The 22,895-nt window shown below is 68.2% G+C and carries 21 protein-coding genes and 1 tRNA gene; 13 read left to right on the forward strand and 9 right to left on the reverse strand.

Features of this window, described 5'->3' with window-relative positions; genetic code table 11:
* Positions 1-76 precede the first annotated feature (76 nt).
* Together AC1DGE_RS08185 and AC1DGE_RS08190 are read left to right on the forward strand one after the other, a co-directional pair.
* Positions 77-340, forward strand: coding sequence for a GlsB/YeaQ/YmgE family stress response membrane protein (locus tag AC1DGE_RS08185; protein WP_175322464.1), 264 nt, complete (start codon positions 77-79; stop codon positions 338-340).
* Positions 341-461: 121 nt separating this feature from the next.
* A complete protein-coding gene (locus tag AC1DGE_RS08190) occupies positions 462-983 on the forward strand; it encodes a hypothetical protein (RefSeq protein WP_476917265.1) in 522 nt (173 codons plus the stop codon).
* A 10-nt stretch (positions 984-993) separates the two neighbouring features.
* On the opposite strand, the gene AC1DGE_RS08195 is transcribed toward AC1DGE_RS08190, so the two are convergent.
* Entirely contained in the window at positions 994-1,824 is an 831-nt protein-coding gene (locus AC1DGE_RS08195) for a putative protein N(5)-glutamine methyltransferase (RefSeq protein WP_476917266.1), read from the reverse strand.
* 305 nt (positions 1,825-2,129) lie between these two features.
* On the opposite strand from AC1DGE_RS08195, the gene AC1DGE_RS08200 reads away from it, so the two are divergent.
* Positions 2,130-5,186 carry an alpha-amylase family glycosyl hydrolase gene (locus AC1DGE_RS08200; protein ID WP_476917318.1) on the forward strand — a complete coding sequence of 1,019 codons (3,057 nt, stop codon included), beginning with the start codon at positions 2,130-2,132 and terminating at the stop codon, positions 5,184-5,186.
* Positions 5,187-5,309: 123 nt separating this feature from the next.
* Here the strand turns inward: AC1DGE_RS08200 and AC1DGE_RS08205 are convergent, their stop codons facing one another.
* The 4 genes from AC1DGE_RS08205 to AC1DGE_RS08220 form a co-directional block, all read right to left on the reverse strand.
* Entirely contained in the window at positions 5,310-6,233 is a 924-nt protein-coding gene (locus AC1DGE_RS08205) for a serine/threonine-protein kinase (RefSeq protein ID WP_476892989.1), read from the reverse strand.
* Positions 6,230-6,532, reverse strand: coding sequence for a hypothetical protein (locus AC1DGE_RS08210; protein WP_441418099.1), 303 nt, complete (start codon positions 6,530-6,532; stop codon positions 6,230-6,232). The genes AC1DGE_RS08205 and AC1DGE_RS08210 overlap by 4 nt, the downstream gene beginning before the upstream one ends.
* A gap of 106 nt (positions 6,533-6,638) precedes the next feature.
* Entirely contained in the window at positions 6,639-7,142 is a 504-nt protein-coding gene (locus AC1DGE_RS08215; protein ID WP_441418100.1) for a MarR family winged helix-turn-helix transcriptional regulator, read from the reverse strand.
* Between the two features lie 147 nt (positions 7,143-7,289).
* Positions 7,290-7,362: transfer RNA gene (locus AC1DGE_RS08220), tRNA-Lys, on the reverse strand.
* 203 nt (positions 7,363-7,565) lie between these two features.
* Between AC1DGE_RS08220 and AC1DGE_RS08225 the strand changes: the two genes are divergently transcribed.
* The 3 genes from AC1DGE_RS08225 to AC1DGE_RS08235 all read left to right on the forward strand — a co-directional run bounded on the left by AC1DGE_RS08225 (position 7,566) and on the right by AC1DGE_RS08235 (position 10,244).
* Positions 7,566-8,222: a hypothetical protein gene (locus tag AC1DGE_RS08225; RefSeq protein ID WP_441418101.1), complete on the forward strand. Its 657-nt coding sequence runs from the start codon at positions 7,566-7,568 to the stop codon at positions 8,220-8,222.
* 386 nt (positions 8,223-8,608) lie between these two features.
* Positions 8,609-9,226: a DUF47 domain-containing protein gene (locus AC1DGE_RS08230; RefSeq protein ID WP_476892990.1), complete on the forward strand. Its 618-nt coding sequence runs from the start codon at positions 8,609-8,611 to the stop codon at positions 9,224-9,226.
* Position 9,227: 1 nt separating this feature from the next.
* Entirely contained in the window at positions 9,228-10,244 is a 1,017-nt protein-coding gene (locus tag AC1DGE_RS08235) for an inorganic phosphate transporter (RefSeq protein WP_441418103.1), read from the forward strand.
* 17 nt (positions 10,245-10,261) lie between these two features.
* On the opposite strand, the gene pstB is transcribed toward AC1DGE_RS08235, so the two are convergent.
* From pstB to pstS, 4 genes are all read right to left on the reverse strand, one after another.
* Positions 10,262-11,041 carry a phosphate ABC transporter ATP-binding protein PstB gene (pstB, locus tag AC1DGE_RS08240; RefSeq protein WP_441418104.1) on the reverse strand — a complete coding sequence of 260 codons (780 nt, stop codon included), beginning with the start codon at positions 11,039-11,041 and terminating at the stop codon, positions 10,262-10,264.
* Positions 11,042-11,087: 46 nt separating this feature from the next.
* Complete coding sequence (pstA, locus tag AC1DGE_RS08245) at positions 11,088-12,197, reverse strand: phosphate ABC transporter permease PstA (protein WP_476908880.1); 1,110 nt, start codon at positions 12,195-12,197, stop codon at positions 11,088-11,090.
* Positions 12,198-13,130, reverse strand: coding sequence for a phosphate ABC transporter permease subunit PstC (gene pstC / locus AC1DGE_RS08250; RefSeq protein ID WP_476917267.1), 933 nt, complete (start codon positions 13,128-13,130; stop codon positions 12,198-12,200).
* Positions 13,131-13,266: 136 nt separating this feature from the next.
* Positions 13,267-14,385 carry a phosphate ABC transporter substrate-binding protein PstS gene (pstS, locus tag AC1DGE_RS08255; RefSeq protein WP_476892992.1) on the reverse strand — a complete coding sequence of 373 codons (1,119 nt, stop codon included), beginning with the start codon at positions 14,383-14,385 and terminating at the stop codon, positions 13,267-13,269.
* 260 nt (positions 14,386-14,645) lie between these two features.
* Here pstS and AC1DGE_RS08260 point away from each other — a divergent pair, with 260 nt between their 5' ends.
* From AC1DGE_RS08260 to AC1DGE_RS08290, 7 genes are all read left to right on the forward strand, one after another.
* Positions 14,646-15,773, forward strand: a complete 1,128-nt coding sequence (locus AC1DGE_RS08260) for an FUSC family protein (RefSeq protein ID WP_441418108.1) — start codon at positions 14,646-14,648, stop codon at positions 15,771-15,773.
* A gap of 62 nt (positions 15,774-15,835) precedes the next feature.
* Positions 15,836-17,209, forward strand: a complete 1,374-nt coding sequence (radA, locus tag AC1DGE_RS08265) for a DNA repair protein RadA (RefSeq protein WP_441418109.1) — start codon at positions 15,836-15,838, stop codon at positions 17,207-17,209.
* 95 nt (positions 17,210-17,304) lie between these two features.
* Positions 17,305-17,640, forward strand: a complete 336-nt coding sequence (locus tag AC1DGE_RS08270; RefSeq protein WP_441418110.1) for an SHOCT domain-containing protein — start codon at positions 17,305-17,307, stop codon at positions 17,638-17,640.
* Complete coding sequence (locus tag AC1DGE_RS08275; RefSeq protein WP_476917268.1) at positions 17,640-19,133, forward strand: multicopper oxidase family protein; 1,494 nt, start codon at positions 17,640-17,642, stop codon at positions 19,131-19,133. Before AC1DGE_RS08270 ends, AC1DGE_RS08275 begins: the two co-directional genes overlap by 1 nt.
* 113 nt (positions 19,134-19,246) lie before the next feature.
* A complete protein-coding gene (locus AC1DGE_RS08280) occupies positions 19,247-21,343 on the forward strand; it encodes a copper-translocating P-type ATPase (RefSeq protein WP_476908878.1) in 2,097 nt (698 codons plus the stop codon).
* 14 nt (positions 21,344-21,357) lie between these two features.
* Positions 21,358-21,984, forward strand: a complete 627-nt coding sequence (locus AC1DGE_RS08285; protein WP_476908877.1) for a class I SAM-dependent methyltransferase — start codon at positions 21,358-21,360, stop codon at positions 21,982-21,984.
* A 192-nt stretch (positions 21,985-22,176) separates the two neighbouring features.
* Positions 22,177-22,887: an EAL domain-containing protein gene (locus AC1DGE_RS08290; RefSeq protein ID WP_441418114.1), complete on the forward strand. Its 711-nt coding sequence runs from the start codon at positions 22,177-22,179 to the stop codon at positions 22,885-22,887.
* Positions 22,888-22,895: the final 8 nt, after the last annotated feature.

The raw sequence follows: 22,895 nt of genomic DNA on the forward strand, positions 1-22,895 counted from the left end.
ATTAGTATTTAGGCAGAAGGATGAAGCGCACCCGGCAACCCGGGTGTCTCCTCAATGAAAGAGAAGGGCCGATAAAATGGGTTTTTTCGCATTTCTTATTCTGGGTCTTATTGCCGGAGCAATTGCTAAGGCTATCCTGCCGGGACGTCAGGGCGGCGGCTGGGTCATCACGCTGATCCTCGGTGTTGTGGGCGCCCTCCTGGGCGGCCTCATCGGTAGCGCTATCTTCGGCACGGGACTGCAGGAATTCTTCTCGCTGACCACGTGGCTGCTGGCGATCGGCGGTGCGATCATCGTACTGCTGGTCTACGGCATGATCACCAAGCGCTCGCACCGCTAAAACGGTGTGACCGGAAAACCGGTCCCGGGATTATTTCCTGGGGCCGGTTTTTTGGTACCCGTCGACATTTCAACACGACTTCAAGAGCACCCTTCCATAGAACACAGAGCAGGAGTACAGCATGAAAGCCAAACTTCTTTTCGGCACCGGCCTCGCGGCAGGTTACGTCCTTGGATCCCGTTCCGGGCGGGCAGCCTACGAAAAGCTGAAAGCGCGGGCAGCGGGCCTCTGGCAGAGCAAGCCGGTCCAGGACAAGGTGGCGGCCGCGACGGAAGCGGTCAAGGAAAAGGCCCCCGAGGTTTCCAGCCAGCTCACCGAGGCCGCCCGCCGCGCGGGCACGGTCATCAGCTCCGCCGTCCACCGGGACGAGACCCCAGCCGGGAGCCCCGCACCCTCGGGGACGTCGTCCGCGGCGACCCCGGCCGCAGCGGGCACGCAGGCCGGTGGCGCGATCCCCGCACACAGCACCCACCCCGGCACGGCCAACCTGGGGACCTCCGGCGGCGCCCACGCCGCCGTGGACACGGCCTCCGACGTCGCTTCGGATCCGGCTTTGAACGATGAGACCGGGCAGGACTGGTCGGATGAAGGCGGCGCTACGCCGGCCGGACCGGCAACCAATGTCGACCCGGACAAGCACTAACGGGTCCCCGCTAACGGCCCTGCTTTGAGCGTCTGGCAGCAACCGCGCCCAGTACGACGGTGGCGTCCCGCTTCCGGGAGCTGAAGACCCGGCCGGAGAGCCCGCTCCCGGCGAAGATTCGGACCGTCTGAGGCGCCTGCTGCCGGCTCGTCTCAATCAGTAGGTGGCCGCCCGGCGCCAGCCACTCCGGCGCCGCGGCGGCCACAAGCCGCTGCAGTTCCAATCCGTCCGGGCCGCCGTCGAGCGAAGTCCGCGGCTCGTGCAGGCGCGCTTCGGGCGGCATGGTCCCGATCATTCCGGAGGGAACGTAAGGCGCGTTCACCGCCAGAAGATCCACCCGGCCGCGCAGCCGGTCCGGCAACGCCCCGTACAGATCGCCCTCGTGGACCTCTCCGCCCAGCGGGAGCACGTTACGCCGCGCGCAGGCCGCCGCCGCAGGATCGATGTCGGCAGCATGCAGCTCCAGCGGCCCCGCCGCAGCCGCCAGCGCGGCAGCTACGGCACCGGAGCCGCAACAGAGGTCGACGACGACTGGAATCCCCACTGCCCCGGCCGCCCGGCGCGCCTGCAGGACCTTTGTTCCCCGCCGGACGAGATACTCGGTGCGGCGGCGGGGCACAAAGACTTGCGGGTCCAGGGCGATGCGGAGGCCGCAAAACTCCGCCCAGCCCAGCACTTGCTCCAGCGGCACCCCCGCGACCCGCTGCCGGACCAGCGTCTCCAGTTCTTCGTCCGTGGCCGCCGCGGCCACCAGCAGGGCGGCCTCTTCTTCGGCGAAGACGCAGCCGGCGCTACGGAGCCGGCTGATCACCTCCGCCGCCCGCGGGGGCATGGTCCGCATGGCATCACGCCCTTCCGCCGCGCCCTCCGGCAGCCGTGTCCGCAGCCGCCCTGAAAGGCCCATGCTATCCAAAGCGGCACCGCGGCCCTACGCCTTGCCCGCGGAATATCCCGCGAACCGAATCGCACCGGCCAGGGGACCCCTGGCTGAATATTTGCTGGAAAATCCATGTGCAAGCGCTTACAATTGTGACTTGGCTCTCAGTAGCCGGTCTCCGCATCCGTCCCTTCGTCGAGGCAACGTCGCTCACCCGGAAGGTCTCCATCGTGTTCACCCGCAGCTCCAGCCTGCCCAGGCCGCCCCGTTTGAGGCGCGGCGCAGGGCGCCACCACACCGCCCGCGCCGGCGTCGCCCTCGTGGCGGCGCTGGCCGCCGCCGCCGTCGCCGTCGTCCCCGCCCAGGCCGCCCCCGACCCCCGGGGCCCGGGCGCCCCGTCGGCTGCGCATTCGCTCCGCGGGCCGGTCACCGACGAGCGGTTCTACTTTGTGATGGCGGACCGCTTCAACAACGGCAGCGCCGCCAACGACGACGGCGGCCTGGGTCCCAACCCAATGGTCTCCGGCTTCGACCCGACCAAGAAGGGCTTCTACAACGGCGGCGACCTCAAGGGCCTGCGGGACAAGATCGACTACATCCAGGGCCTCGGCACCACCTCGATCTGGCTGACTCCGAGCTTCAAGAACAAGGCCGTCCAGCCGGAGGACCAGTCGGCCGGCTACCACGGCTACTGGGTCACCGACTTCACCCAGATCGACCCGCACCTGGGCACCAACGCCGAGCTGAAGACCCTCATCGACGAGGCGCACGCCCGCGGCATGAAGGTCTACTTCGACATCATCACCAACCACACCGCCGACGTGATCGGCTACGAGCAGGGCGACCGCACGGCGTACAAGTCCAAGGACGCCGCCCCCTACCTGACCGCCGCGGGCGAACCGTTCGACGACCGTGACTACGCCGGCACGGGCACCTTCCCGAAGCTGGATGCGGCCACCTCGTTCCCGTACACGCCGAAACTCGCGGCCGGCGAAGAGAACCTCAAGGTCCCGGCCTGGCTCAACGACACCACGCTCTACCACAACCGCGGCGACACCACCTTCGAGGGCGAAAACTCCTCCTACGGCGACTTCTTTGGCCTCGACGACCTGTTCACCGAGCACCCGAAGGTGGTCAACGGCATGGTCAACATCTACGAGAAGTGGATCGGCGACTTCGGCGTGGACGGCTTCCGGATCGACACCATGAAGCATGTCAACGACGAGTTCTGGCAGCAGTTCGGCCCCCGCGTCCTCGCCTACGCCAAGGCGCACGGCAAGGACGAATTCTTCATGTTCGGCGAGGTCTTCGACACCTCCAAGAGCTTCACCTCCCAGTTCACCACCCGTAACAAGATGCAGGCCGTGCTCGACTTTCCGTTCCAGGAGGCGGCCCGGAACTTCGCCTCGCGCGGCCAGGGCGCCAAGGAGCTGGAGACCTTCTTCGCCGGTGATGACTGGTACACCGACGCCGACTCCAACGTCTACGAGCTCCCCACGTTCCTGGGCAACCACGACATGGGCAGGATCGGCAGCTTCATCACCGCGGACAACCCAGGCGCGGACGACGCCGAACGCGTCGCGCGGGACCGGCTCGCCCACGAGCTGATGTACTTCTCCCGCGGCAACCCGGTGGTCTACTACGGTGATGAACAGGGCTTCACCGGCCCCGGCGGGGACCAGGATGCCCGCCAGACGATGTTTGCCAGCAAGGTCCCGGACTACCTCGACGATGACCTGCTCGGCACCGACGCCACGCATGCGGGCGACAACTTCAACACCGCCCACCCGCTGTACCGCGACATCAGCGAACTCGCGGCCCTGACCACCGAACACCCGGCGCTGCGCAACGGCGCGCACCAGAACCGGTACGCGTCCGACGGGCCCGGCATCTACGCCTTCTCCCGGACCGACGCCAAGGACCAGCGCGAGTACGTTGTCTCCATCAACAACAGCAAGCAGGTCCAGACCGCAGCGGTCCCCACCTACGTGGGCAAGCGCACCTTCAACCGGATCTACGGGGAGGCAAGCGCCGAGGCCAAGACCGCGGCGGACGGGAAGCTGACGGTCACGGTTCCGCCGCTCTCCGCCGTCGTCTACGAGTCCGCCGGCCGCATCCCGCACTCCAAGGCAGCGCCGGCCGTAAGCCTGCAGGCGCCGGCAGCCTCTGCCGCGGACAACAGCCGCGTACGCGTCGCGGCCGACGTCGACGGCACCTCTTTCTACGAGGTCACCTTCCAGGCCCGCACGGCGGGCAGCGCATGGGCCCCAATCGGTACTGACGACACGGCGCCCTACCAGGTCTTCCATGACGTCTCCGCCCTGAAAGCCGGCACCGCCGTGGAGTACCGCGCCGTGGTGCTGGACAACGGGGCGCACACCTCGGTGAGCCAGCCCCGCAGCGTCACCGTCCCGTCCCCGGTGCTCAGCATCGTGAACCCCAAGGAAGGCAGCAGCGTCCGCGGCAAGGTCGAGGTCAGTGCCGTCGCCAGCCCGGAGAAGGCCGACTACGTGGTCCGGTTCGAACGCAGCATCGGCGGCGGGGCCTGGACGAAGTTTGGCGAGGACAGCTCCTCCCCCGACTACACCGCCATGGATGACCTGGCGGCCCTGTCACTGCCGGACGGGACCCAGCTGCGTTATCGCGCGCTCTTGACGGTGCCGGGCGCCGGCGAAGTGGTCAGCGACGTCCGCACGGTGGTCGCGGGGGACCTCCCCCAGCCTAATTCGGTCACCATTGCGGGCAGCCTCAACTCGGAAATGGGCTGCCCCGGGGACTGGCAGCCGGCCTGCCCGGCAGCCTTTCTCAAGCTGGATCCGGCGGACAAGGTCTGGCGCCTGACCGTTCCCGACCTGCCCGCCGGCAGCTACGAATTCAAGGCCGCCATTAACGGCTCCTGGGACGAGAACTACGGCGCGGGGGGCGGCCCCAACGGCAGCAACATCGTGCTGAACCACCCGGGTGGCGCGGTGACCTTCCGCTACGACAACAGCACCCATGTGATGAGCCCGGTCTACGCCTCGCAGCAGCCGGCCGCGGTGGCGGCTGCCGGGGACCTCGATTCGGAGCTGGGCTGCCCGGGCGACTGGATGCCGGACTGCCCGCAGGCCCAGCTCGCGCTGGATCCGGCGGACCTCGTCTGGAAGCTGACGTTCCCGGAGCTGCCGGCCGGCACCTACTCGTTCAAGGCCGCGCTCAACCGTTCCTGGGCCGAGAACTACGGCGCAGGCGGAGTCCCGGGCGGTGGAAACCTCAGCCTGGTGCACGACGGCGGCCCGGTCACCTTCCGGTATGACCACTTCACCCACCTGATCACCGCCGGCTAGCACCGGGGTCCGACGGACACAGGAAGAACGCCGAAGGCCGGCCTGCACTGAGCGTGCAGGCCGGCCTTCTGACGTACCGGGAGTCGAACTTCGAGTCGGTCAGCCGGCCACTCGGTCCGCGCCTCAGCCGACCAGACGGAGCGGCGGGAGTGCACGGGCCAGCCGCGTTGCCAGCTTGTGGGCCGCCGCCGCCGAGGGCCGCGCCGCTGGGTCCATCGCCGTCATAGCCGTCAGCAGCGACACCCAGCCGGCACCGAGCTGGGCCGGAATTTCCGGTCCCCGCAGGGTGCGGGCCACGAGCGACTCGACCGGCGTCCCGGGATAGGCCTTCACGCCGGTGAGGCACTCCAGCAGCACCAGTCCCAGCGCATAGACATCCGTGGCAGCGTTGACGGGCTGACCGGCCGCCTGCTCCGGGCTCATGTAATGCACGGTGCCCGACGAATCCCCCGGTTCAGGGGCTGTCCCGGCCGGCGTGGCGATCCCGAAGTCGGCGATTCGTACCGAGCACCTCCGGAGCGCACTGAGCAGGATGTTTGCGGGCTTGATGTCCCGGTGGACCAGGCCGCGCGCGTGGACGTGCCCCAGCCCGGACAATGCGGCGGCGGCCCAGCCGGCCACTTCCTCCGGCCCGGTGGCGCCGCCGCGGATCCGCTCGGCCAGGCTGCCCCCGTAGGCGAATTCTTCGACCAGGAAGGGCCGGCCCGCCCACTGGTCACCGGGCGGGACCGTGCCGGCGGCAATGAAGCGGACCACGGCGGGGTGATCCAGGGAGGCGAGTACGCGCGCTTCTGCGTGGATCCGGTTGGCGTGCTTCTCGGCGGGACCCTCGGCCACCTTGATGGCGACCGGACGGTCGTTGAGCAGGTCTGTTCCGCGGAACACCGTGGCAGTCGCCCCGCGTCCCAGGAGCTCGTGGACCAGGAAGCGTCCGCCGGGAGCGTCCGGCAGCGGCAGGACCCTGGCATTGAGGCCGGCGCCGGACGCTGCTGCCGCTCCGGACGCGGGGCGGCTGTGTGCCACCGCGAGCACTGGAAGGGCGGTCACGAAAGCGCGGCCAGCGCGTTGGAAGTGTGGACAATGCCATCAAGCTGGAAACCGCAGGAGCAACGCCACACCGGCGGCAGCTCCGCGGAGCCGATCCCGGCGTCGAACGAGTAAGCGGACATGGCGTCCAGCGCCGGGGCAGTCCACTCCATCGGAGCTCCGCAATGGCTCGGTGCCTTGCTCGCGGTGGTCAAAGGCAGGACGGGGGCCGCGGCGCCCGGCTCTGCCGGGGAGTCCGGCGCACCCAGAGGGGCCGCACCGGCTCCCGGGATCCCGGTGATCGTCAACAACTCAGCCACGACTCCTCCACGAAAACGATTATCTAACACAAGTAGTAAGCATACATATCACTAGTCCAACTAGCTAGTTGCTGTCTAGATAATCTTCGCGGATGTTCCTGTCGGCTTAGTGGCGCTCGACCTGTTCGGTGAGGGCATCGGCCATCCGGCGCAGGAAGGACACGATGATGCGGCTCTCCTCCGCGCTGAGCTCTTCGGCCACCGCCAGCATCCTGCGGTGCATCTCCCCCAGCGTCTCGCGGACTTCCGAATCCGTCGCGGCGGTCGGCACGATCACCAGGGAGCGGCGGTCCGTGGGATGGGGCTCGCGTCGCACGTGGCCGCTGCCGACGAGCCGGTCGATCAGCGAGGTGGTGGACGCCGTCGTGATGCCCAGCGTCCGGCTCAAGTCCTTGGGGCCCACCCGCTCCCCGGCGGCCTGGGCGCGCAGCAGATAGCGAAGGGCCAGCAGGTCGGTTTCCCCCATGCCCATCGAGTCCCGCGTCGAGCGCCTGGTGGCAACCTCGGCGGCGCGGTAGCCGCGGAGGGCCTGCAACACCGCGGTGGGCGGGTCAAGCCGCTCATCCGGCCCATACCAGTACCCTGAGCCTGCTGCGCTGTCCGAGTTCATCCGATAATCCTAGCCGATCTAACTACTAGGCAGGCTTGCTTACTGCACGGGGACGGCCCGGGCGGGCGCGTCAGTCCCCGGACGCAAAAAACCCCCGGCGTCCTGTCGCCAGGATGCCGGGGGTTTTTCCACTCTTCGCTAAAAGAGTGGGCCCTGTGGGGATCGAACCCACGACCCACGGATTAAAAGTCCGATGCTCTACCAACTGAGCTAAAGGCCCCAGCCGACAGCCCCAACCGGCGGAAAAATCCGCTGTTGAAAGGCGCGTCGGCCCAGTCCATTTCTGGACGTTAATACTGTACCCCAGACGCAGGCGAGCTTTGTCACCGGGCCCGACGCGCCGCCGTCGTCCGCTTCCCGGGCGTTGTCCCCGCACACGGGGGCATGCTCGATTCCCGGAATGCACAGGAGTAGCGTGGTGGCATGAGCGAGCAAGCAGGAGCCAGCAGCCCCGGACCGCACCGTCACCACAAGCCGAAGCCCTTTGCGCCGATCGACTTTGAGCCTTTCGCCGGGGGTGCGGACCCGGCGCGGGTTTCCGAGGCGGCCCACCTCGCAGCCCAGGCGCTCGTCCGCCGCGGACGGGACAGCGACGACCCCAAGGTCACGCGGCGGCTGGTCAAACTCGCTGATGAACAGGGCCTCGATGCCATAGCCGAAATGTGGGCGGAGAGCCCGGCGCGGTCCCTCCCTGGCGCGCTCTGGCGGCTTTACGCGCTGCGGGCCGCCACGATCCGGGATCCGGAACGGATTTCGGTCTACTTCAGAGCGGGCAAGGACACCGCCCAGGTGTCCCACGTGGTGGCCGGCGCAGCCGAGCCTCCGGGCGCCGAGGAAATGAAGTCAATGGCGGACGCCATCCTCTCCGGCGCCTTCGACGGGGAGTTCGACGTCGCACTGGAGCGCTCGGCGGCATTCTGCCGGGTGGTGGCGCTGGGCCAGGCCACACTTGCCGACGGCGCGGAGCACAGCAACGCCAACCACGCGAGCAAGCTGACGCGGAATTCACACCTCCTGGTCAAGACCGCCGAGGACCTCGAACATGCCGCCAACGCCTGGCGGCTGGGCGAGCTGGACTGAGCGCTCCGGCGGCTGGTGGGCGCCGGAATTCGGCCGTTTAACCCACCGTGCGGGCACTGTCAATACGCACGCCGGGGCCCTGCTGTCAATGTTGACTTGGTCCCCTCGAAGTAGAAAACTAAAGGCGGTGCCGAGCCGCGAAACCCCCGGGCTTCAACAATTAGCCGCCTAGAGCGGCCTACCGCCGAGAGGCGTATCCGGTTCGGCACCATTTTCATGCCCGCTGCCAGTGGCCCGTTCCGGCCGGCCCGGCGCCTGCCCCGGCCGGCCGTTCCCGCCGGCCGAAGTCCGGGCGGTAAAGTAAACCCCATGCGCGGGCCATCGTCACGTTCCAGGACCGGCAGACAACGCCCGTGTAAGCCTCGTCCGGAGACCGGTAACCCCACGTGAAGCTGCGCCTTTTCCCCCAGGAGCCCGCAGGGCTGAACCTGCTGTCCCAGATGGCCCACCAGATAGCCGTGGCCACGGGAACCCTCTCGGAGATCCTTGGCGCGCCCGCCAGCGAACATGCGCGGCTGGTGGAGGACATGCACGACCACGAGGCGAAGTCGGCAGAACTGCATTTTGCCCTCCTGACCCACATGCGGACCAGCTTCCTCAATCCGCTCCCCCGCGAGGACATGTATGCGCTCTCCCGTTACCTCAACGAGGCAATGGAGAAGCTCGACGCCGCCGCGGACCTCGTCTTCCTGTACAAGCTGGAGCGGCTGCCCAAACGCGCGGCCGACCAGCTGGAAATCATCAGCCGGCAGGCCGAACTCACCGTTGACGCCATGCGCCAGCTGAACAACCTCGATGACCTGGAGGACTACTGGATCGAGGTCCTCCGTCTCACCAAGCGGGCTGAGCGCACCCACCGGGTCTGGGTGGCGGACATGATCAAGGACATGAAATCGGCGCAGTACGCGCGCAACCGCGACATCGCGGACCAGCTCGTGGAAGTCACCAAGGACATGCGGCGGATCGCCACCCAGGTGGGCAGCATCATCGTCAAGGAATCCTGAGGTGTCCGTCGTTTTCTTTGCCCTGGTGGTGCTCTTCGCCGGGGCGTTCGCCTTTCTCAACGGCTTCCGCGACGCGTCCTCCTCGGTTGCCCTCGCGGTCCGGACGCGTGCCCTGACCCCCACCGTCGCGGTGCTCCTGGCCGGGCTGTTCAACTTCATCGGCGCCGGGCTGAGCGCAGCCCTGGCGCTGGAGGTCAGCCGGACCTGGGTGGTTCTTCCGCCCGGCGGCAACGGCCTGACCATCCTCATCGCCGGCCTGCTGAGCGCCGTGCTCTGGGGCCTCTTCACGTGGTGGCGCGGCATCCCGGCCTCCTCGACACACGCGCTCGTGGGGGGCCTGGCCGGGGCCGGCGTCGCCAGCGTTGCGGTAGGCGGACACTCGGTCCTGGGCGTGGACCAGTCCTTGCTTTTCCAGGTAGTGCTGCCCCTGCTGCTCTCCCCGGTCATCGCTTTCGCGGGCGCCTACCTGCTGGTCTGGCCCGCCACGTGGGCAGCCCGCTACACACCGCCGAGCGTCGTGAATACCAGGTCCAGGCGCGCCCAGGCCATCGCCGCCGGCGCCGTCGCTTTCGGCCACGGCCTGCAGGACGGCCAGCGCACCAGCGCCGTGCTGATCCTGGCGATGCTGGCCGCGGGGCTCCCCGACGGCGGCACCACCCCCGTCTGGGTGGCGCTCCTGACCGCGGCCATGCTGACGGCAGGCACACTCGCAGGCGGGTGGCGGATCTCCTACACGATCGGCTACCGGATGATCCGGGTCGACCCCCTGCGCGGCTTCGTCGCTCAGCTCTACAGCAGCGCCATCCTGCTGGTGGGCGCGATCGGCCTGCACTGGCCGATTTCCACCACCCACACCGTGACCTCCGCGGTGCTGGGGGCGGGCACCAACCAGAGATACACGGCGACCAACCGCCGGCTGGTGCTGCGGATCCTCGCCTTCTGGGCACTGACGCCGCTGGTCACCGCCGCGGCGGCCTTTGTGCTGGAACTCGCCCTGTCGCCCCTCGCGGGGCTCTAGGGACCCGTCGGCTGCTCTTATCCGAAGCGGCCGGAGACGTAATCCTCGGTGGCCTTCACGGAGGGGTTGCTGAAGATGGTGTGGGTGTCCCCGTACTCGATCAGCTTGCCGGGCTTGCCGGTGCCGGCGATGTTGAAGAACGCCGTCTTGTCCGAGACGCGGGCAGCCTGCTGCATATTGTGGGTCACGATCACCACCGTGTATTCGTCCTTGAGCTCGTTGATGAGGTCCTCAATGGCGAGCGTGGAGATCGGGTCCAGCGCGGAGCAGGGCTCGTCCATCAGGATCACCTGGGGCTCCACGGCGATGGCGCGGGCGATGCAGAGGCGCTGCTGCTGGCCGCCGGAGAGCCCCGAACCGGGCTTGGCCAGGCGGTCCTTGACCTCGTTCCAGAGGTTGGCGCCGCGCAGGGAGCGCTCCACGAGCGAGTCCGCCTCGCCCTTGGAGATCTTCTGGTTGTTCAGCTTCACGCCGGCCAGCACGTTGTCCCGGATGGACATGGTGGGGAACGGATTGGGCCGCTGGAAGACCATGCCGATCTGCGAGCGCACCGTCACGGGGTCCACGCCGGGACCGTAGAGGTTGTCGCCGTCGAGCAGCACTTCGCCTTCCACCCGGGCGCCGGGGATGACTTCGTGCATCCGGTTCAGGGTGCGCAGGAAGGTGGACTTGCCGCAGCCGGAGGGGCCGATGAAGGCGGTGACGGACTTGGCGTCGATGTTGATGTTGACGTCCTCGACGGCCAGGAATTTGCCGTAGTAGACGTTCAGGTCTTTGACGTCGATGCGCTTAGACATGCTGTTCCTTCACTTGTGGTGGTGGGGCCGGGTGCCTGCGGTGGCCTTAGCGGCCGGCCTTCGGGGCGAAGATGCGGGCCACCAGGCGGGCGGCCAGGTTGAGCAGCATCACGAGGATGATGAGGACCAGGGCCGCGCCCCAGGCGCGCTGGTCGGACGGACCCGGGTTGGACGGCGAGGTCGGGTTGAGGATCTGCGTGTAGATGAAGGTGGGTAGCGAGGCCATCCAGCCGCCAAACACGTTGTTGTTGATGGAGGTGGCGAAGCCGGCGGTGACCAGGATCGGGGCGGTTTCGCCGATCACGCGGGCAATGGCCAGGGTGACGCCGGAGGCGATGCCGGAAATCGCCGTCGGGATGACCACCTTGAGGATGGTCCGCCACTTGCGGACGCCGAGGGCGTAGGCGGCTTCGCGGAGTTCGTTCGGCACGATCTTGAGCATTTCCTCGCTGGAGCGGACCACCACCGGGATCATCAGCACCGAAAGTGCGACGGCGGCAACGGCCCCGGTCTTGGTGCCCGGGCCGACGACGGCGAAGAAGAACGCTGCGGCGAACAGGCCGGCCACGATTGAGGGGATGCCGGTCATCACGTCGACGAAGAAGGTGATGGCACGGGCCAGCGCCCGGTCCTCGCCGTATTCGACGAGGTAGATCGCGGTCAGCAGGCCCACCGGGACCGAGATGACGGTGGCGAGCAGGGTGATCTGCACGGTGCCGACCAGGGCGTGGTAGATACCGCCCAGCACGGGGGCGCCCTGTTCGACGGCCTTGTTGTCGTAGGCGCCGGTGACCCCGTTCATCGAGGTGGTCAGGAAGCCGGGGTCCACCAGTCCCGGCAGACCCTTGACCAGCACGGTCCAGATCACCGAGATCAGCGGCAGCAGGGCAATAAGGAAGGCGCCGGCGACGAGGCAGGTGGCCAGTTTGTCCTTAGCCTTGCGCGAGCCCTCAACTACGGCGCTCCAGCCGACGAGCCCGGCGGTGAAGAGCAGCGCCGAGACGATGCCCCAGCCGAAGGCGTTGAAGCCGACCAGGGCCAGGATGGCGGCACCGATGACGAGGGCGAGGGCCAGGACGATGTACGGCGCGGCCTTGGGCAGTTGCCCCTTGGTCAGGGCCGAGCGTTTGCGCACCGGGGTCAGGGTGGAGGTCATTTAGTTGGCTCCCGAGAATTCTTTGTGCCGGGTGATGATCCACCGGGCAATCATGTTCACACCGAGGGTGATGACGAAGAGCACCAGGCCGGCGGCGATCAGCGTGCTGACCTTCAGGCCGCTGGCTTCGGGGAAGTTCAGGGCGATCTCGGCGGCGATGGTCTGGTTGCCGGACTGGATCAGGCTTGCCGTGAGGGCGCCGGAGGAGAGCACGAGCGCGACGGCCATGGTTTCGCCAAGGGCACGGCCCAGGCCCAGCATCACGGCACTGACGATGCCCGGGCGGCCGAACGGCAGCACGGCCATCCGGATCATTTCCCAGCGGGTGGCGCCAAGGGCCAGTGCGGCCTCCTCGTGCAGTTTGGGGGTCTGCAGGAAGATTTCGCGTAAGAGCGAGGTGATGATCGGCAGGACCATCACCGCGAGCACGATGCCTGCCGTCAGGATGGTCTTGCCGGTGGCGGACGCCGGGCCCTGGAAGATCGGCAGCCAGCCCAGGTTTTTCGCGAGCCAGTCGTAGGCGGGCGCGATTTCCTTCGCCAGGAAGGCGGCGCCCCATGCACCGTAGACCACCGAGGGGATGGCGGCCAGCAGGTCCACTACGTAGCCAAGGCCGGACGCCAGCCGGCGCGGGGCGTAGTGCGAGATGAAGAGTGCGACGCCGATGGCCACGGGGGTGGCGATGACCAGCGCGATGACGGCCGCGATGAGGGTGCCTATGACGATCGGCCAGATGTAGGCGAAGAAGCCCTCGCCGCCCTGGATATCGGCGGCCGGGGCGGTGAACGCGGGAATCGCCTGGATGACGAGGAAGAGCGCAACCCCAAACAGGACGGCGAGGATCAGGCAGCCCGCTGCCAGGGTGGCCCCTGAGAAGACTTTGTCCCCGGCACGGCCTGCGCCCTGGGGTTTGGTCAGGGAGGTGGAGGTCATACCTGGCCCTTCGGTGTCGGTGTTGCGGATGTACGGAACGTCGTGGAACGGCCCGTAGCGGAACTGCGGGTGACGCGGCTAAGTTCCCCGCCCTGCCATACGGCGGGGCGGGGAACTCGACCGTTCAATTCAAACCTTACGACTTGACCTTGATGGATTCGATCGCCTTGACACCCTTTTCGGACAGGGCGGAGGACAGCGGAGCCGACTTGGCGGACTCGGCAGCGGCCTTCTGGCCCTCTGCGGAAAGTACGTACTTCTCGAAGGCCTTGACCAGGTCAACGGTTTCCTGCTTGGCATAGGTGCTGCAGAGAACGTGGTAGGAGACCAGGACCAGCGGGTAGGCGCCGGCTTCGGTGGTGGTGCGGTCCAGCTTGATGGCAAGGTCGTTGGCGCCGCGGCCCTCGACAGGCTTGCCCAGGTCAACGGCCTTGGAGGCCGCTTCCGGGGAGATCTTGACGAACTCGGAGCCAACCTTGATCTGGGCGGTGCCCAGCTTGCCGCTGACGGCCGAGTCATCGGCGTAGGTGACCGCACCGGCGGTGTCGGTGACGGTCTTGACGACGCCGGAGGTGCCCTTGGCGTTCTCGCCCTTCAGCGAAGCCGGCCAGACACCGTCAGCCTTGTCCTTCCAGACGGCGGGAGCCGCTGCGGAGAGGTACTCGGTGAAGTTCTTGGTGGTGCCGGAGTCGTCAGAGCGGTTGACCGGGGTGACTTTGAGGTCCGGCAGCTTGGCGTCCGGGTTCAGCGCGGTGATGGCGGGGTCGTTCCACTTGGCGATCTCGCCGCGGAACATCTTGGCCGCAGTCGTTGCGTCCAGCTTCAAGTCCGTCACGCCAGGCACGTTGAACGCGATGGCGATCGGCGAGATGTAGACGGGAACCTCGATGGCGCCGTCGGGGCCGCACTGGTCCTTGGCCTTGGCGACTTCCTCGTCCTTGAGGTAGGCGTCGGAGCCGGCGAACTGGGCCGAGCCGTCGAGGATGGCCTTGCGGCCTGCGCCGGAACCGTCCGGGGAGTACTGCACGTTCGCGCCCTGGTTGGCGGAGGCGAAGTTGGTCTTCCACACGTCCATGGCCGCACCCTGCGCGGAGGAACCGATGCCGGTCAGCGTGCCGGTGACCTTGGAGCCAGAGGCCGCCTGGGTGCCCGCAGTGGTGTTTGTTGCGTTGTCCGAACCGCAAGCGGTGAGCGCGAGTGCGCCGGCTGCGATAACAGCAATGGCCGCGTTGCGGCCGAAGCGTGATGCCTTCACTAGATGTACCCCTTCCAGGGTTATTCAGATGCGTGTCGGACCGGAGACGTCCGAGCAATAAAGACGGTGGATACGTTTTGTACCTTTACCGAAGTTAGGTGCCCCAGGTGAAGAGAATTGGGGTCCAAAGTGAACGGAGGGTTAACGACGTCGGACCATTGGTCGACGACGGACGGGTCGGTCTTGCGTTAGCTGCATCACAGCCGTAGGGGCCGCGTCCCGCAACCTTGGCACCGCGGACAGCAAATAGACTGGTGGGCATGGCCTCCGCTACTGGGTTCACCGCAAGCGCACGATTCCTGCGCGGCCGGGTCCGCACCGGATTTGTCCGGAGCCGTAATTCGCTGGTGCCTGCGCTCCAGATGACGGCCTGCGCGGTAGGGGCCTACGCCTTCGCCGAGTACGTCCTGGGCCACACCGGGCCGTTGTTCGCCGCCACCTCCTCCCTGATCGCCCTGGGCTTCTCCCGTGATCCGAGGCTTCGCCGCGTCGTGGAGGTAGGCCTGGGCTGCACCATCGGCATTGTGGTGGGCGACCTGTTGCTGCACTGGCTGGGCGCGGGAATCTGGCAGGCCGCCGTCGTGCTCCTTTTCTCGATTCTACTGGCGCGCTTCCTGGACAGCGGAACTATTTTCACCACCCAGCTGGGGCTGCAGTCCCTGCTGGTGGTGCTGCTGCCGGCTCCCGCCGGAGGACCGTTCACCCGGAGCATCGACGCCGTCGTGGGCGGCGTCTGCGCGCTCCTGGTGACTTTCCTGATCCCCAAGGATCCGCGGCGCGAACCCCGCAACGACGTGAAGAAACTGCTCCACGAACTAGCGGAGGTGCTGCGCGAGTGCTCCTCGGCCCTGACCCACAGTGACTCCACCCAGGCCTGGCATGCGCTGATCCGGGGGCGCAACTGCCAGCCCCTGGTCGATGCGATGCGCCAGACGCTGCGCTCCTCCGGCGAGGTGGCCACCCTGGCCCCCGCCTACCGCCGGTACCGGGACGAGCTGGACCGGCTGGCGCAGTCGGTGGACTTCATCGACCTCGCGCTGCGCAACAGCCGCGTGTTTGCGCGCCGGTTGACCAGCGCGATCAACCACGCCGCGCTCTCGGACGAGGCCACCGAGAACATTGCCGAGGTCCTGCAGGAGACTGCCGCGGCGATCGATGAACTCGGCCTGGGGCTGGCGGAGGTGCACGACGGCGTCCGCCGCGCCCACCTGCGCACGGCCCGGGTGGAACTAAGCGAAACGGCGGGCCGGCTGCACCCGCGCCTGCTGGACGTGCAGCGGCTTGAGGGGGAAACCGTGGTGATGCTCTTCCGCCCGCTCATGGTGGACCTGCTCGAAGCCGCCGGCATGGATCCGAACGAGGCCCGGGACATCCTGCCCGCCCTCTAGCCCCTGCTGCCGGCCAGCGGTCCCCGGGCCTGAATGTCAGTGCCCCCGGTTAGGGTGGAGCAATGGCAACAAAGACTTCCCGCGCCGCCAAGGCGCCGGGCTACAAGTGCGCGGAGTGCGGCTGGACCACGGCCAAGTGGGTGGGCCGGTGCGGCGAGTGCCAGGCCTGGGGCACCGTTGAAGAGACCGGCGCCGCCGTGGCGCGGACGACGGCGGCGACCACCGTCCTGGAGCCGGCCCGCCGCATCGCCGACGTCGATGCCACGACGGCGGCGTTCCTCCCCACCGGGGTAGACGAACTGGACCGCGTGCTGGGCGGCGGACTGGTTCCCGGCGCCGTGATCCTGCTGGCCGGCGAGCCCGGCGTGGGAAAGTCCACGCTGTTGCTGGACGTCGCGGCCAAGTTCGCCCGCACCGCCCAGGACGTCCTCTACGTCACCGGCGAGGAGTCGGCCGCCCAGGTGAAGCTGCGCGCGGACCGGATCGACGCCGTCGCCGAATCGCTGTACCTCTCCGCCGAAACGGACCTCGGCCAGGCGCTGGGGCAGGTGGAAAAACTGGAGCCGAGGCTGCTGGTTGTGGACTCGGTCCAGACGCTGAGCAGCGCCGACGTCGAAGGCAGCGCCGGGGGCGTCTCCCAGGTCCGCGAAGTCGCGGCCTCGCTGATCGCCGCCGCCAAGCGCCGCAACATGACCACCCTGCTGGTGGGGCACGTGACCAAGGACGGCTCCATCGCCGGGCCCCGGCTGCTCGAGCACCTGGTGGACGTGGTCTGCCAGTTTGAGGGCGAGCGGCACTCCCGGCTGCGGCTGCTGCGCGCGGTGAAAAACCGCTACGGCCCCACCGACGACGTCGGCTGCTTCGACCTGAACGAGGACGGCATCGTCGGCCTGGCCGATCCCAGCGGCTTGTTTGTCTCCCGTACCAAGGACCCGGTGTCCGGCACGTGCATCACGGTGACGCTGGAGGGCCGCCGGCCGCTGCTGGCAGAGGTCCAGTCCCTGCTCGCCGAAAGCGCCAACGCGCAGCCGCGCAGGGCCACCAGCGGTCTGGACAGCTCCCGGGTGGCGATGCTCCTGGCCGTGCTGCAGCAGCGCGCCGGCTGCCTGCTGCACAAGGATGACTCCTATGTCGCGACCGTGGGCGGGGTGAAGCTCAGCGAACCCGCCACGGATCTCGCCGTGGCCCTGGCTGTTGCCTCGGCGAAGGCCAAGAAGCCGCTTCCGCAGCGGCTGATCGCGTTTGGCGAGGTGGGCCTGGCCGGCGAGGTCCGTCCGGTCCCTGGGATCAACCAGCGCATCCAGGAAGCGCACCGGCTGGGGTTCACGCACGCCGTGGTACCCGCCAGCCCCAACGGGCCAGGCCCGGTCCCGGCGGGCTTCTCGGTCCGGGAAGTCAGCCACCTGGCCGAGGCCTTGAGCCTGCTCATCAGCTGACGGCGCCTGGTCGGAGGGCGACTTAGGACCCTAGCGCTACTGTCCCGGCGGGAGCACCATGGGATCAGTAACTTCCGTTGGCGAAGGGAACAGTCATGATGTGGGGTTACGGGCAGAACCTGTGGTGGATGTGGCTGTGGGGCGTGCTCTTCCTCGTCGGAGTCGCGGTGCTGGTGCTGCTCGCGGTCCGGATCTTCGGCGGGCCCGGCCACGGAGCGCAACCCGGGCCGGGACACCCCGGTCCCTACGGCCAACCAAGTCCCTACGGCCAACCCGGGCCCTCCCCCCAGCCGGGCACGCCCGGCCGGAGCCCTGGAACCCCGGGCGGCAGGAGCCAGGCCCGGCTCATCCTCGATGAGCGCTTCGCGAGAGGCGAACTGACGGCAGAGCAGTACCGCGAGCACGTTAAGGAACTCGGCGAGGGGCCGTAGTGCCTGCTATCAGCCGCCGCAGCGCCTTGTTGCTGGGCGGGGCCGGCCTTACCGGCACCGTTGCCGGGGGCGCCGGCCTGTGGTGGACCCTCAACTCGCGGCCGTCGCCGGTGACCGGGGAGCCCCTGGAGCAGCCTTCGGCGCTCAGCAGTTCGGGTGGCCTCCTGGAAGCCAGCCTCCAGGCTGCCCCGGGCCAGTTCCCGCTGGCCGGACGGCAGGCGGGGGCGCTGGGCTACAACGGCAGCATCCCCGGGCCCACCCTCCGGCTGCGCGCCGGGGACGTGCTCAGGCTCAAACTGGTCAACAAGCTGGCCGAACCCAGCAACCTGCACCTGCACGGACTCCACGTCTCGCCCCAGGGCAACGGCGACAACGTGTTCGTGGCCGTTGACCCTGGCAGCAGCTTCGACTATGAATACCGGCTCCCGGCCGGGCACCCGCCGGGCTTGTACTGGTACCACCCGCATCACCACGGCCGGGTCTCCGACCAGATCTTCGCGGGCCTCTTCGGCGCCATCATCGTCGAAGATCCCGTGCCGGTGCCCGCGAGCGCCGAACGCGTACTGCTCGTCTCGGACACCAGCCTGGATGGTGCCGGGAACGTGGCCGAGGCCTCGCAGCAGGACCGGATGGCCGGGCGCGAGGGTGCGCTCCTGCTGGTCAACGGCCAAGCCAATCCCCGTTTGGGCGCGCGGCCGGGGCAACGGGAACGGTGGCGCATTGTGAACTGCTGCGTGGCCCGGTACCTGCGCTTGCGGCTGGACGGGCAAAAGCTGCAGCTCCTGGGCATGGACTCCGGACGGTTCCGGTCGCCGTCGGACGTTCAGGAAGTGCTGCTGGCGCCGGGGAACCGGGCGGATCTGCTGGTCACGGCCGCCCTCGGGCAATCCGAACTGCGCGCGATGCCTTATGACCGCGGGACCATGCCCGGGATGAGCCGGCGCCGCATGGGCCCGGGCCTGCCGGCGGAGCAGGACGGGCCGGCGGATCCGGCCGGCACCACCTTGGCAACGCTGGACGTGGCCGGCGACCCGGCCCCGCCAGCCCCCGTCATTTCAGCCGGGGCCGCCCCGCCTGAGTTGCGCTCCGCCGCCGTCGCCGCGCGCCGGCAGCTGGTGCTCGCCACTCCCATGGGGCCGGGGTCGGGTCAGGGAATGGGCGCGGGAATGATGGGCTTCACCATCAACGGCCTGGTCTTCGACGAGCGAAGGACGGACACCACCGTTGCCGCCGGGACGGTTGAGGAGTGGGTCCTGGTCAACCGCAGCCCCATGGACCACCCCTTCCACCTGCACGTGTGGCCGATGCAGCTCATAGCGGAGAATGGCCGCGCCCTGGAGACGGCGGTTCTCCGGGATGTAGTCAACGTGCCGGCCAACGGCCAGTGCACGGTCCGGATCGCATTCCGGGATTTTACCGGCCGCTCCGTCTACCACTGCCACATCCTGGACCATGAGGACCTCGGCATGATGGGCGTCATCGAGGTGCGCTGACCCCGGGTTCGGAGTGCCCGGCCGATTCAACGACGCTCTTGCCAAATATACCCCCCGGGGGTATGTTTGAAGTCGGTAACAGGACAGCCACGACTTCTCCGGAGGCAGGAACCATGGACCACCAGCACAGCGGACAGACAGACCAACTGCGGGCCGGCACCGGCCACTCCGGCCACGTCCAGCCACAGCCCGGCCGGGACGATGAGCACCTTGTGCACAGCCACGGCCAGCATGCCGGCCACAGCGTCGCGATGTTCAAGAACAGGTTCTGGCTGACGCTGGCGCTGGCGGTCCCCGTGGTGCTGTTCAGCCCCATGTTCGGACACCTGCTCGGCTATGTGCCTCCGGTTTTCCCCGGTTCGGCCTGGATCCCGCCGGTACTGGGGACCGTCATCTTCTTCTATGGCGGGCAGCCCTTCCTCAAGGGCGGCCTGGATGAACTGAAGAGCCGCAAACCGGCCATGATGCTGCTGATCGCCATGGCCATCAGCGTCGCTTTCGTCGCCTCGTGGGTCACGAGCCTGGGCATCGGGGGGTTTGACCTCGACTTCTGGTGGGAGTTGGCCCTGCTGGTGGCGATCATGCTGCTGGGGCACTGGATCGAGATGCGCGCCCTCGGCTCGGCGCGGGGCGCGCTCGATGCCCTCGCCGCACTGCTGCCGGACGAGGCGGACCGCATCACCGCAGCGGGCACGGAGACCGTCAAGGTCAGCGAACTCCTGGCAGGGGACACCGTCCTGGTCCGCTCCGGAGCCAGGATGCCGGCCGACGGCGTGGTCGTCGACGGCCAGGCCGAGTTCGACGAGTCGATGATCACCGGCGAATCCAAGACAGTGCTCCGCTCACCCGGAGACAAGGTCGTCGCCGGGACCGTGGCCACGGACAACACGGTCCGCGTGCAGGTCACCGCCGTCGGGGATGACACCGCCCTGGCCGGGATCCAGCGGCTGGTGGCCGAGGCGCAGGCCTCCTCGTCCAAGGCCCAGGCCCTGGCCGACCGGGCTGCAGCATTCCTGTTCTACTTCGCCGCCGGCGCCGGCGTCATCACGTTCATCGTCTGGTCCCTGCTGGGCAGCATTCCCGACGCCGTCACCCGCACCGTCACCGTGCTCGTGATCGCCTGCCCGCATGCCCTGGGCCTGGCCATCCCGCTGGTCATTGCGATTTCCACCGAACAGGCCGCCCGGGCCGGAGTCCTGATCAAGAACCGGATGGCACTGGAACGGATGCGGACCGTCGACGTCGTCCTCTTCGACAAGACCGGGACCCTCACCAAGGGCGAACCCGCCCTCAAGGACGTCGCCACCGCCGACGGCGTGGACCGGAACAGCCTCCTGGCGCTGGCCGCGGCCGTCGAGGCAGACAGCGAGCACCCGGTGGCACGTGCAATCGTCCGGGCGGCACGGCAGCAGGGCCTGCAGATTCCGGCGGCTACAGGATTTTCGTCCATGACCGGCCGCGGCGTCCGCGCCACGGTCGGCGGCAGGACCATCCAGGTCGGCGGCCCGGCCCTGCTCCGCGACCTCGAAGCGGAAGAACCGCAGGCACTCGCAACTGCCACCCGGGCCTGGATGGACCGCGGCGCGGCCGTGCTCCACGTCATTGACGGGGATAAAATCCTGGGGGCCGTGAGCCTCGAGGACGCCGTGCGGACCGAGTCCCGGCAGGCCGTAAAGGCCCTGCAGGACCGTGGCATCAAGGTCGCCATGATCACCGGCGACGCCCGTCAGGTCGCCCGCGCCGTTGGCGAGGAACTCAACATCGACGAGATCTTCGCCGAGGTCCTGCCGGCCGATAAGGACAAGAAAGTTGCCGAACTGCAGTCCCGCGGCTTGAAGGTGGCGATGGTGGGCGACGGCGTCAACGACTCCCCCGCGCTGGCCCGGGCCGAAGTCGGCATCGCGATCGGCGCCGGTACCGACGTCGCGATGGAGTCCGCCGGCGTCGTCCTGGCCGGAAACGATCCCCGGGCCGTCCTGTCCATGCTGGACCTTTCCCGGGCCAGCTACCGCAAGATGTGGCAGAACCTCATCTGGGCCACCGGCTACAACATCGTCTCCGTCCCGCTGGCCGCCGGCGCCCTTGCCTTCGCCGGCGTCGTCCTCTCCCCCGCGGCCGGAGCGGTGCTGATGTCCGCCTCAACGATCGTGGTGGCGCTGAATGCACAGCTGCTGCGGCGCCTTAAGCTCAATCCGGCCCAGGTCCGCTGAACCAAAGGACGCCCATGGATGCCCACACCCCGTCGTTCGGACGCTCGTATGCCCGCGTCGGGCCCCGGATGGACGCCCGCGGGGCGGCCGACCACCGGCGGCGCCTCGTCGAAGCGGCCCACGGCGCCGTCGTCGAGATCGGGGCAGGCTACGGCGCGACCTTCCCGTTCTATCCGCCCGCGGTGACGGGGGTGCTGGCGCTCGAACCGGACCCCACGCTCCGGGCGCTGGCCCTGGCCGCCGCAGCGACGGCGCCGGTGCCGATCACCGTCCTGGACGGGGTCGCCGAGTCGCTGCCGGCCGCGGACGGCTCGGTGGACGTCGTCGTCTCGAGCCTCGTGCTGTGCAGCGTGGCCGAGCCGTCCGCTGCCCTGGCCGAAGCCGTCCGGGTCCTCAAGCCGGGCGGCCAGCTGCTGTTCTATGAGCACGTCCGCTCCACGCACCGCGTGCTGGGGTTGGCCGAGGACCTGCTCACACCGCTCTGGAGCCGCCTGGCCGGCGGCTGCCACCCCAACCGGGACACTCCGTCCACCATCGTAAGGGCCGGCCTGGCAGTCGAGTCACTGGACCGCTTCGGCTTCGCGGTGCTGCCCGGCAATCCGCCGCTGGCCCACGTCCTGGGGGTGGCGGTCAAGGCCTGAGCCGGCCGCCGCACCGGGGACACGGGTCCGTTACAGCGCGGCGGAGGAGGCCCGCGACACGCGCATTTCACCCCGGACACGGCGGGATCCCGGCTGCGGCTGTTGCCCTACAGTGGACGTAATCATCGAAAGGACCCCCACATGGCATGTGACGGCTGCACGGCTTCTCCGAGACTCGACTTTGATTTCAGCATGGCTTTCCAGCCGATCTACGACGCCGTCGCCGGCCGCGTGTGGGGCTATGAGGCCCTGGTCAGAGGCTTGTCGGGCGAGGGCGCCTATGACGTTCTGTCAAAAGTCTCACCGGAGCAGAAGTACCGCTTTGACCAGGCCTGCCGCGTCAAGGCAATCGAGCTGGCATCCCGCCTCTTTCCTGCGGGTGAGGAGCTGATGCTGTCGATCAACTTCATGCCCAACGCGGTCTACGAACCGGCTGCATGCCTTCGTGCGACGCTGCAGGCAGCCGCGCGATGCAGCTTTCCGACGTCGTCGATCATGTTCGAATTCACCGAAAATGAGGAGGTCTCGGACACGGCACACCTCACGAACATCATCACCGAGTACCGCAAGCACGGTTTCACCACCGCCATCGACGATTTTGGCGCCGGCCATGCGGGACTTGGCCTCTTGGTCGATTTCCAGCCCGACCTGATCAAGGTCGACATGAAACTCATCCGAGGGATCGACTCCAGCCCGGCCCGCCAGACCGTCGTCGCCGGCATCGTCGGCATCGCCCGGGAGCTGGACATCACGGTGCTCGCGGAAGGCATTGAGACTGAAGCGGAGTTCCTGGCCCTGAAGGCAACCGGCATCCGCCTGTTCCAGGGATATTGGTTTGGGAAGCCCGCCTTCGAGGAGCTCCCCCGGGTCCACCAGGAGTCGGTTCTCAGCAGCACCGCCTAGCGTCTGCC

The sequence above is a fragment of the Arthrobacter sp. 05N425 genome, from assembly GCF_056397125.1.

Excerpts from the sequence above, each read along its gene's own strand:
- AC1DGE_RS08185 (WP_175322464.1), top strand. The coding sequence starts at position 77 with ATGGGTTTTTTCGCATTTCTTATTCTGGGTCTTATTGCCGGAGCAATT.
- AC1DGE_RS08190 (WP_476917265.1), top strand. The coding sequence starts at position 462 with ATGAAAGCCAAACTTCTTTTCGGCACCGGCCTCGCGGCAGGTTACGTC.
- AC1DGE_RS08195 (WP_476917266.1), bottom strand. The coding sequence starts at position 1,824 with ATGCGGACCATGCCCCCGCGGGCGGCGGAGGTGATCAGCCGGCTCCGT.
- AC1DGE_RS08215 (WP_441418100.1), bottom strand. The coding sequence starts at position 7,142 with ATGAACTCGGACAGCGCAGCAGGCTCAGGGTACTGGTATGGGCCGGAT.
- AC1DGE_RS08225 (WP_441418101.1), top strand. The coding sequence starts at position 7,566 with ATGAGCGAGCAAGCAGGAGCCAGCAGCCCCGGACCGCACCGTCACCAC.
- pstB (WP_441418104.1), bottom strand. The coding sequence starts at position 11,041 with ATGTCTAAGCGCATCGACGTCAAAGACCTGAACGTCTACTACGGCAAA.
- pstA (WP_476908880.1), bottom strand. The coding sequence starts at position 12,197 with ATGACCTCCACCCTGACCCCGGTGCGCAAACGCTCGGCCCTGACCAAG.
- pstC (WP_476917267.1), bottom strand. The coding sequence starts at position 13,130 with ATGACCTCCACCTCCCTGACCAAACCCCAGGGCGCAGGCCGTGCCGGG.
- AC1DGE_RS08260 (WP_441418108.1), top strand. The coding sequence starts at position 14,646 with ATGGCCTCCGCTACTGGGTTCACCGCAAGCGCACGATTCCTGCGCGGC.
- radA (WP_441418109.1), top strand. The coding sequence starts at position 15,836 with ATGGCAACAAAGACTTCCCGCGCCGCCAAGGCGCCGGGCTACAAGTGC.
- AC1DGE_RS08270 (WP_441418110.1), top strand. The coding sequence starts at position 17,305 with ATGATGTGGGGTTACGGGCAGAACCTGTGGTGGATGTGGCTGTGGGGC.
- AC1DGE_RS08280 (WP_476908878.1), top strand. The coding sequence starts at position 19,247 with ATGGACCACCAGCACAGCGGACAGACAGACCAACTGCGGGCCGGCACC.
- AC1DGE_RS08285 (WP_476908877.1), top strand. The coding sequence starts at position 21,358 with ATGGATGCCCACACCCCGTCGTTCGGACGCTCGTATGCCCGCGTCGGG.
- AC1DGE_RS08290 (WP_441418114.1), top strand. The coding sequence starts at position 22,177 with ATGGCTTTCCAGCCGATCTACGACGCCGTCGCCGGCCGCGTGTGGGGC.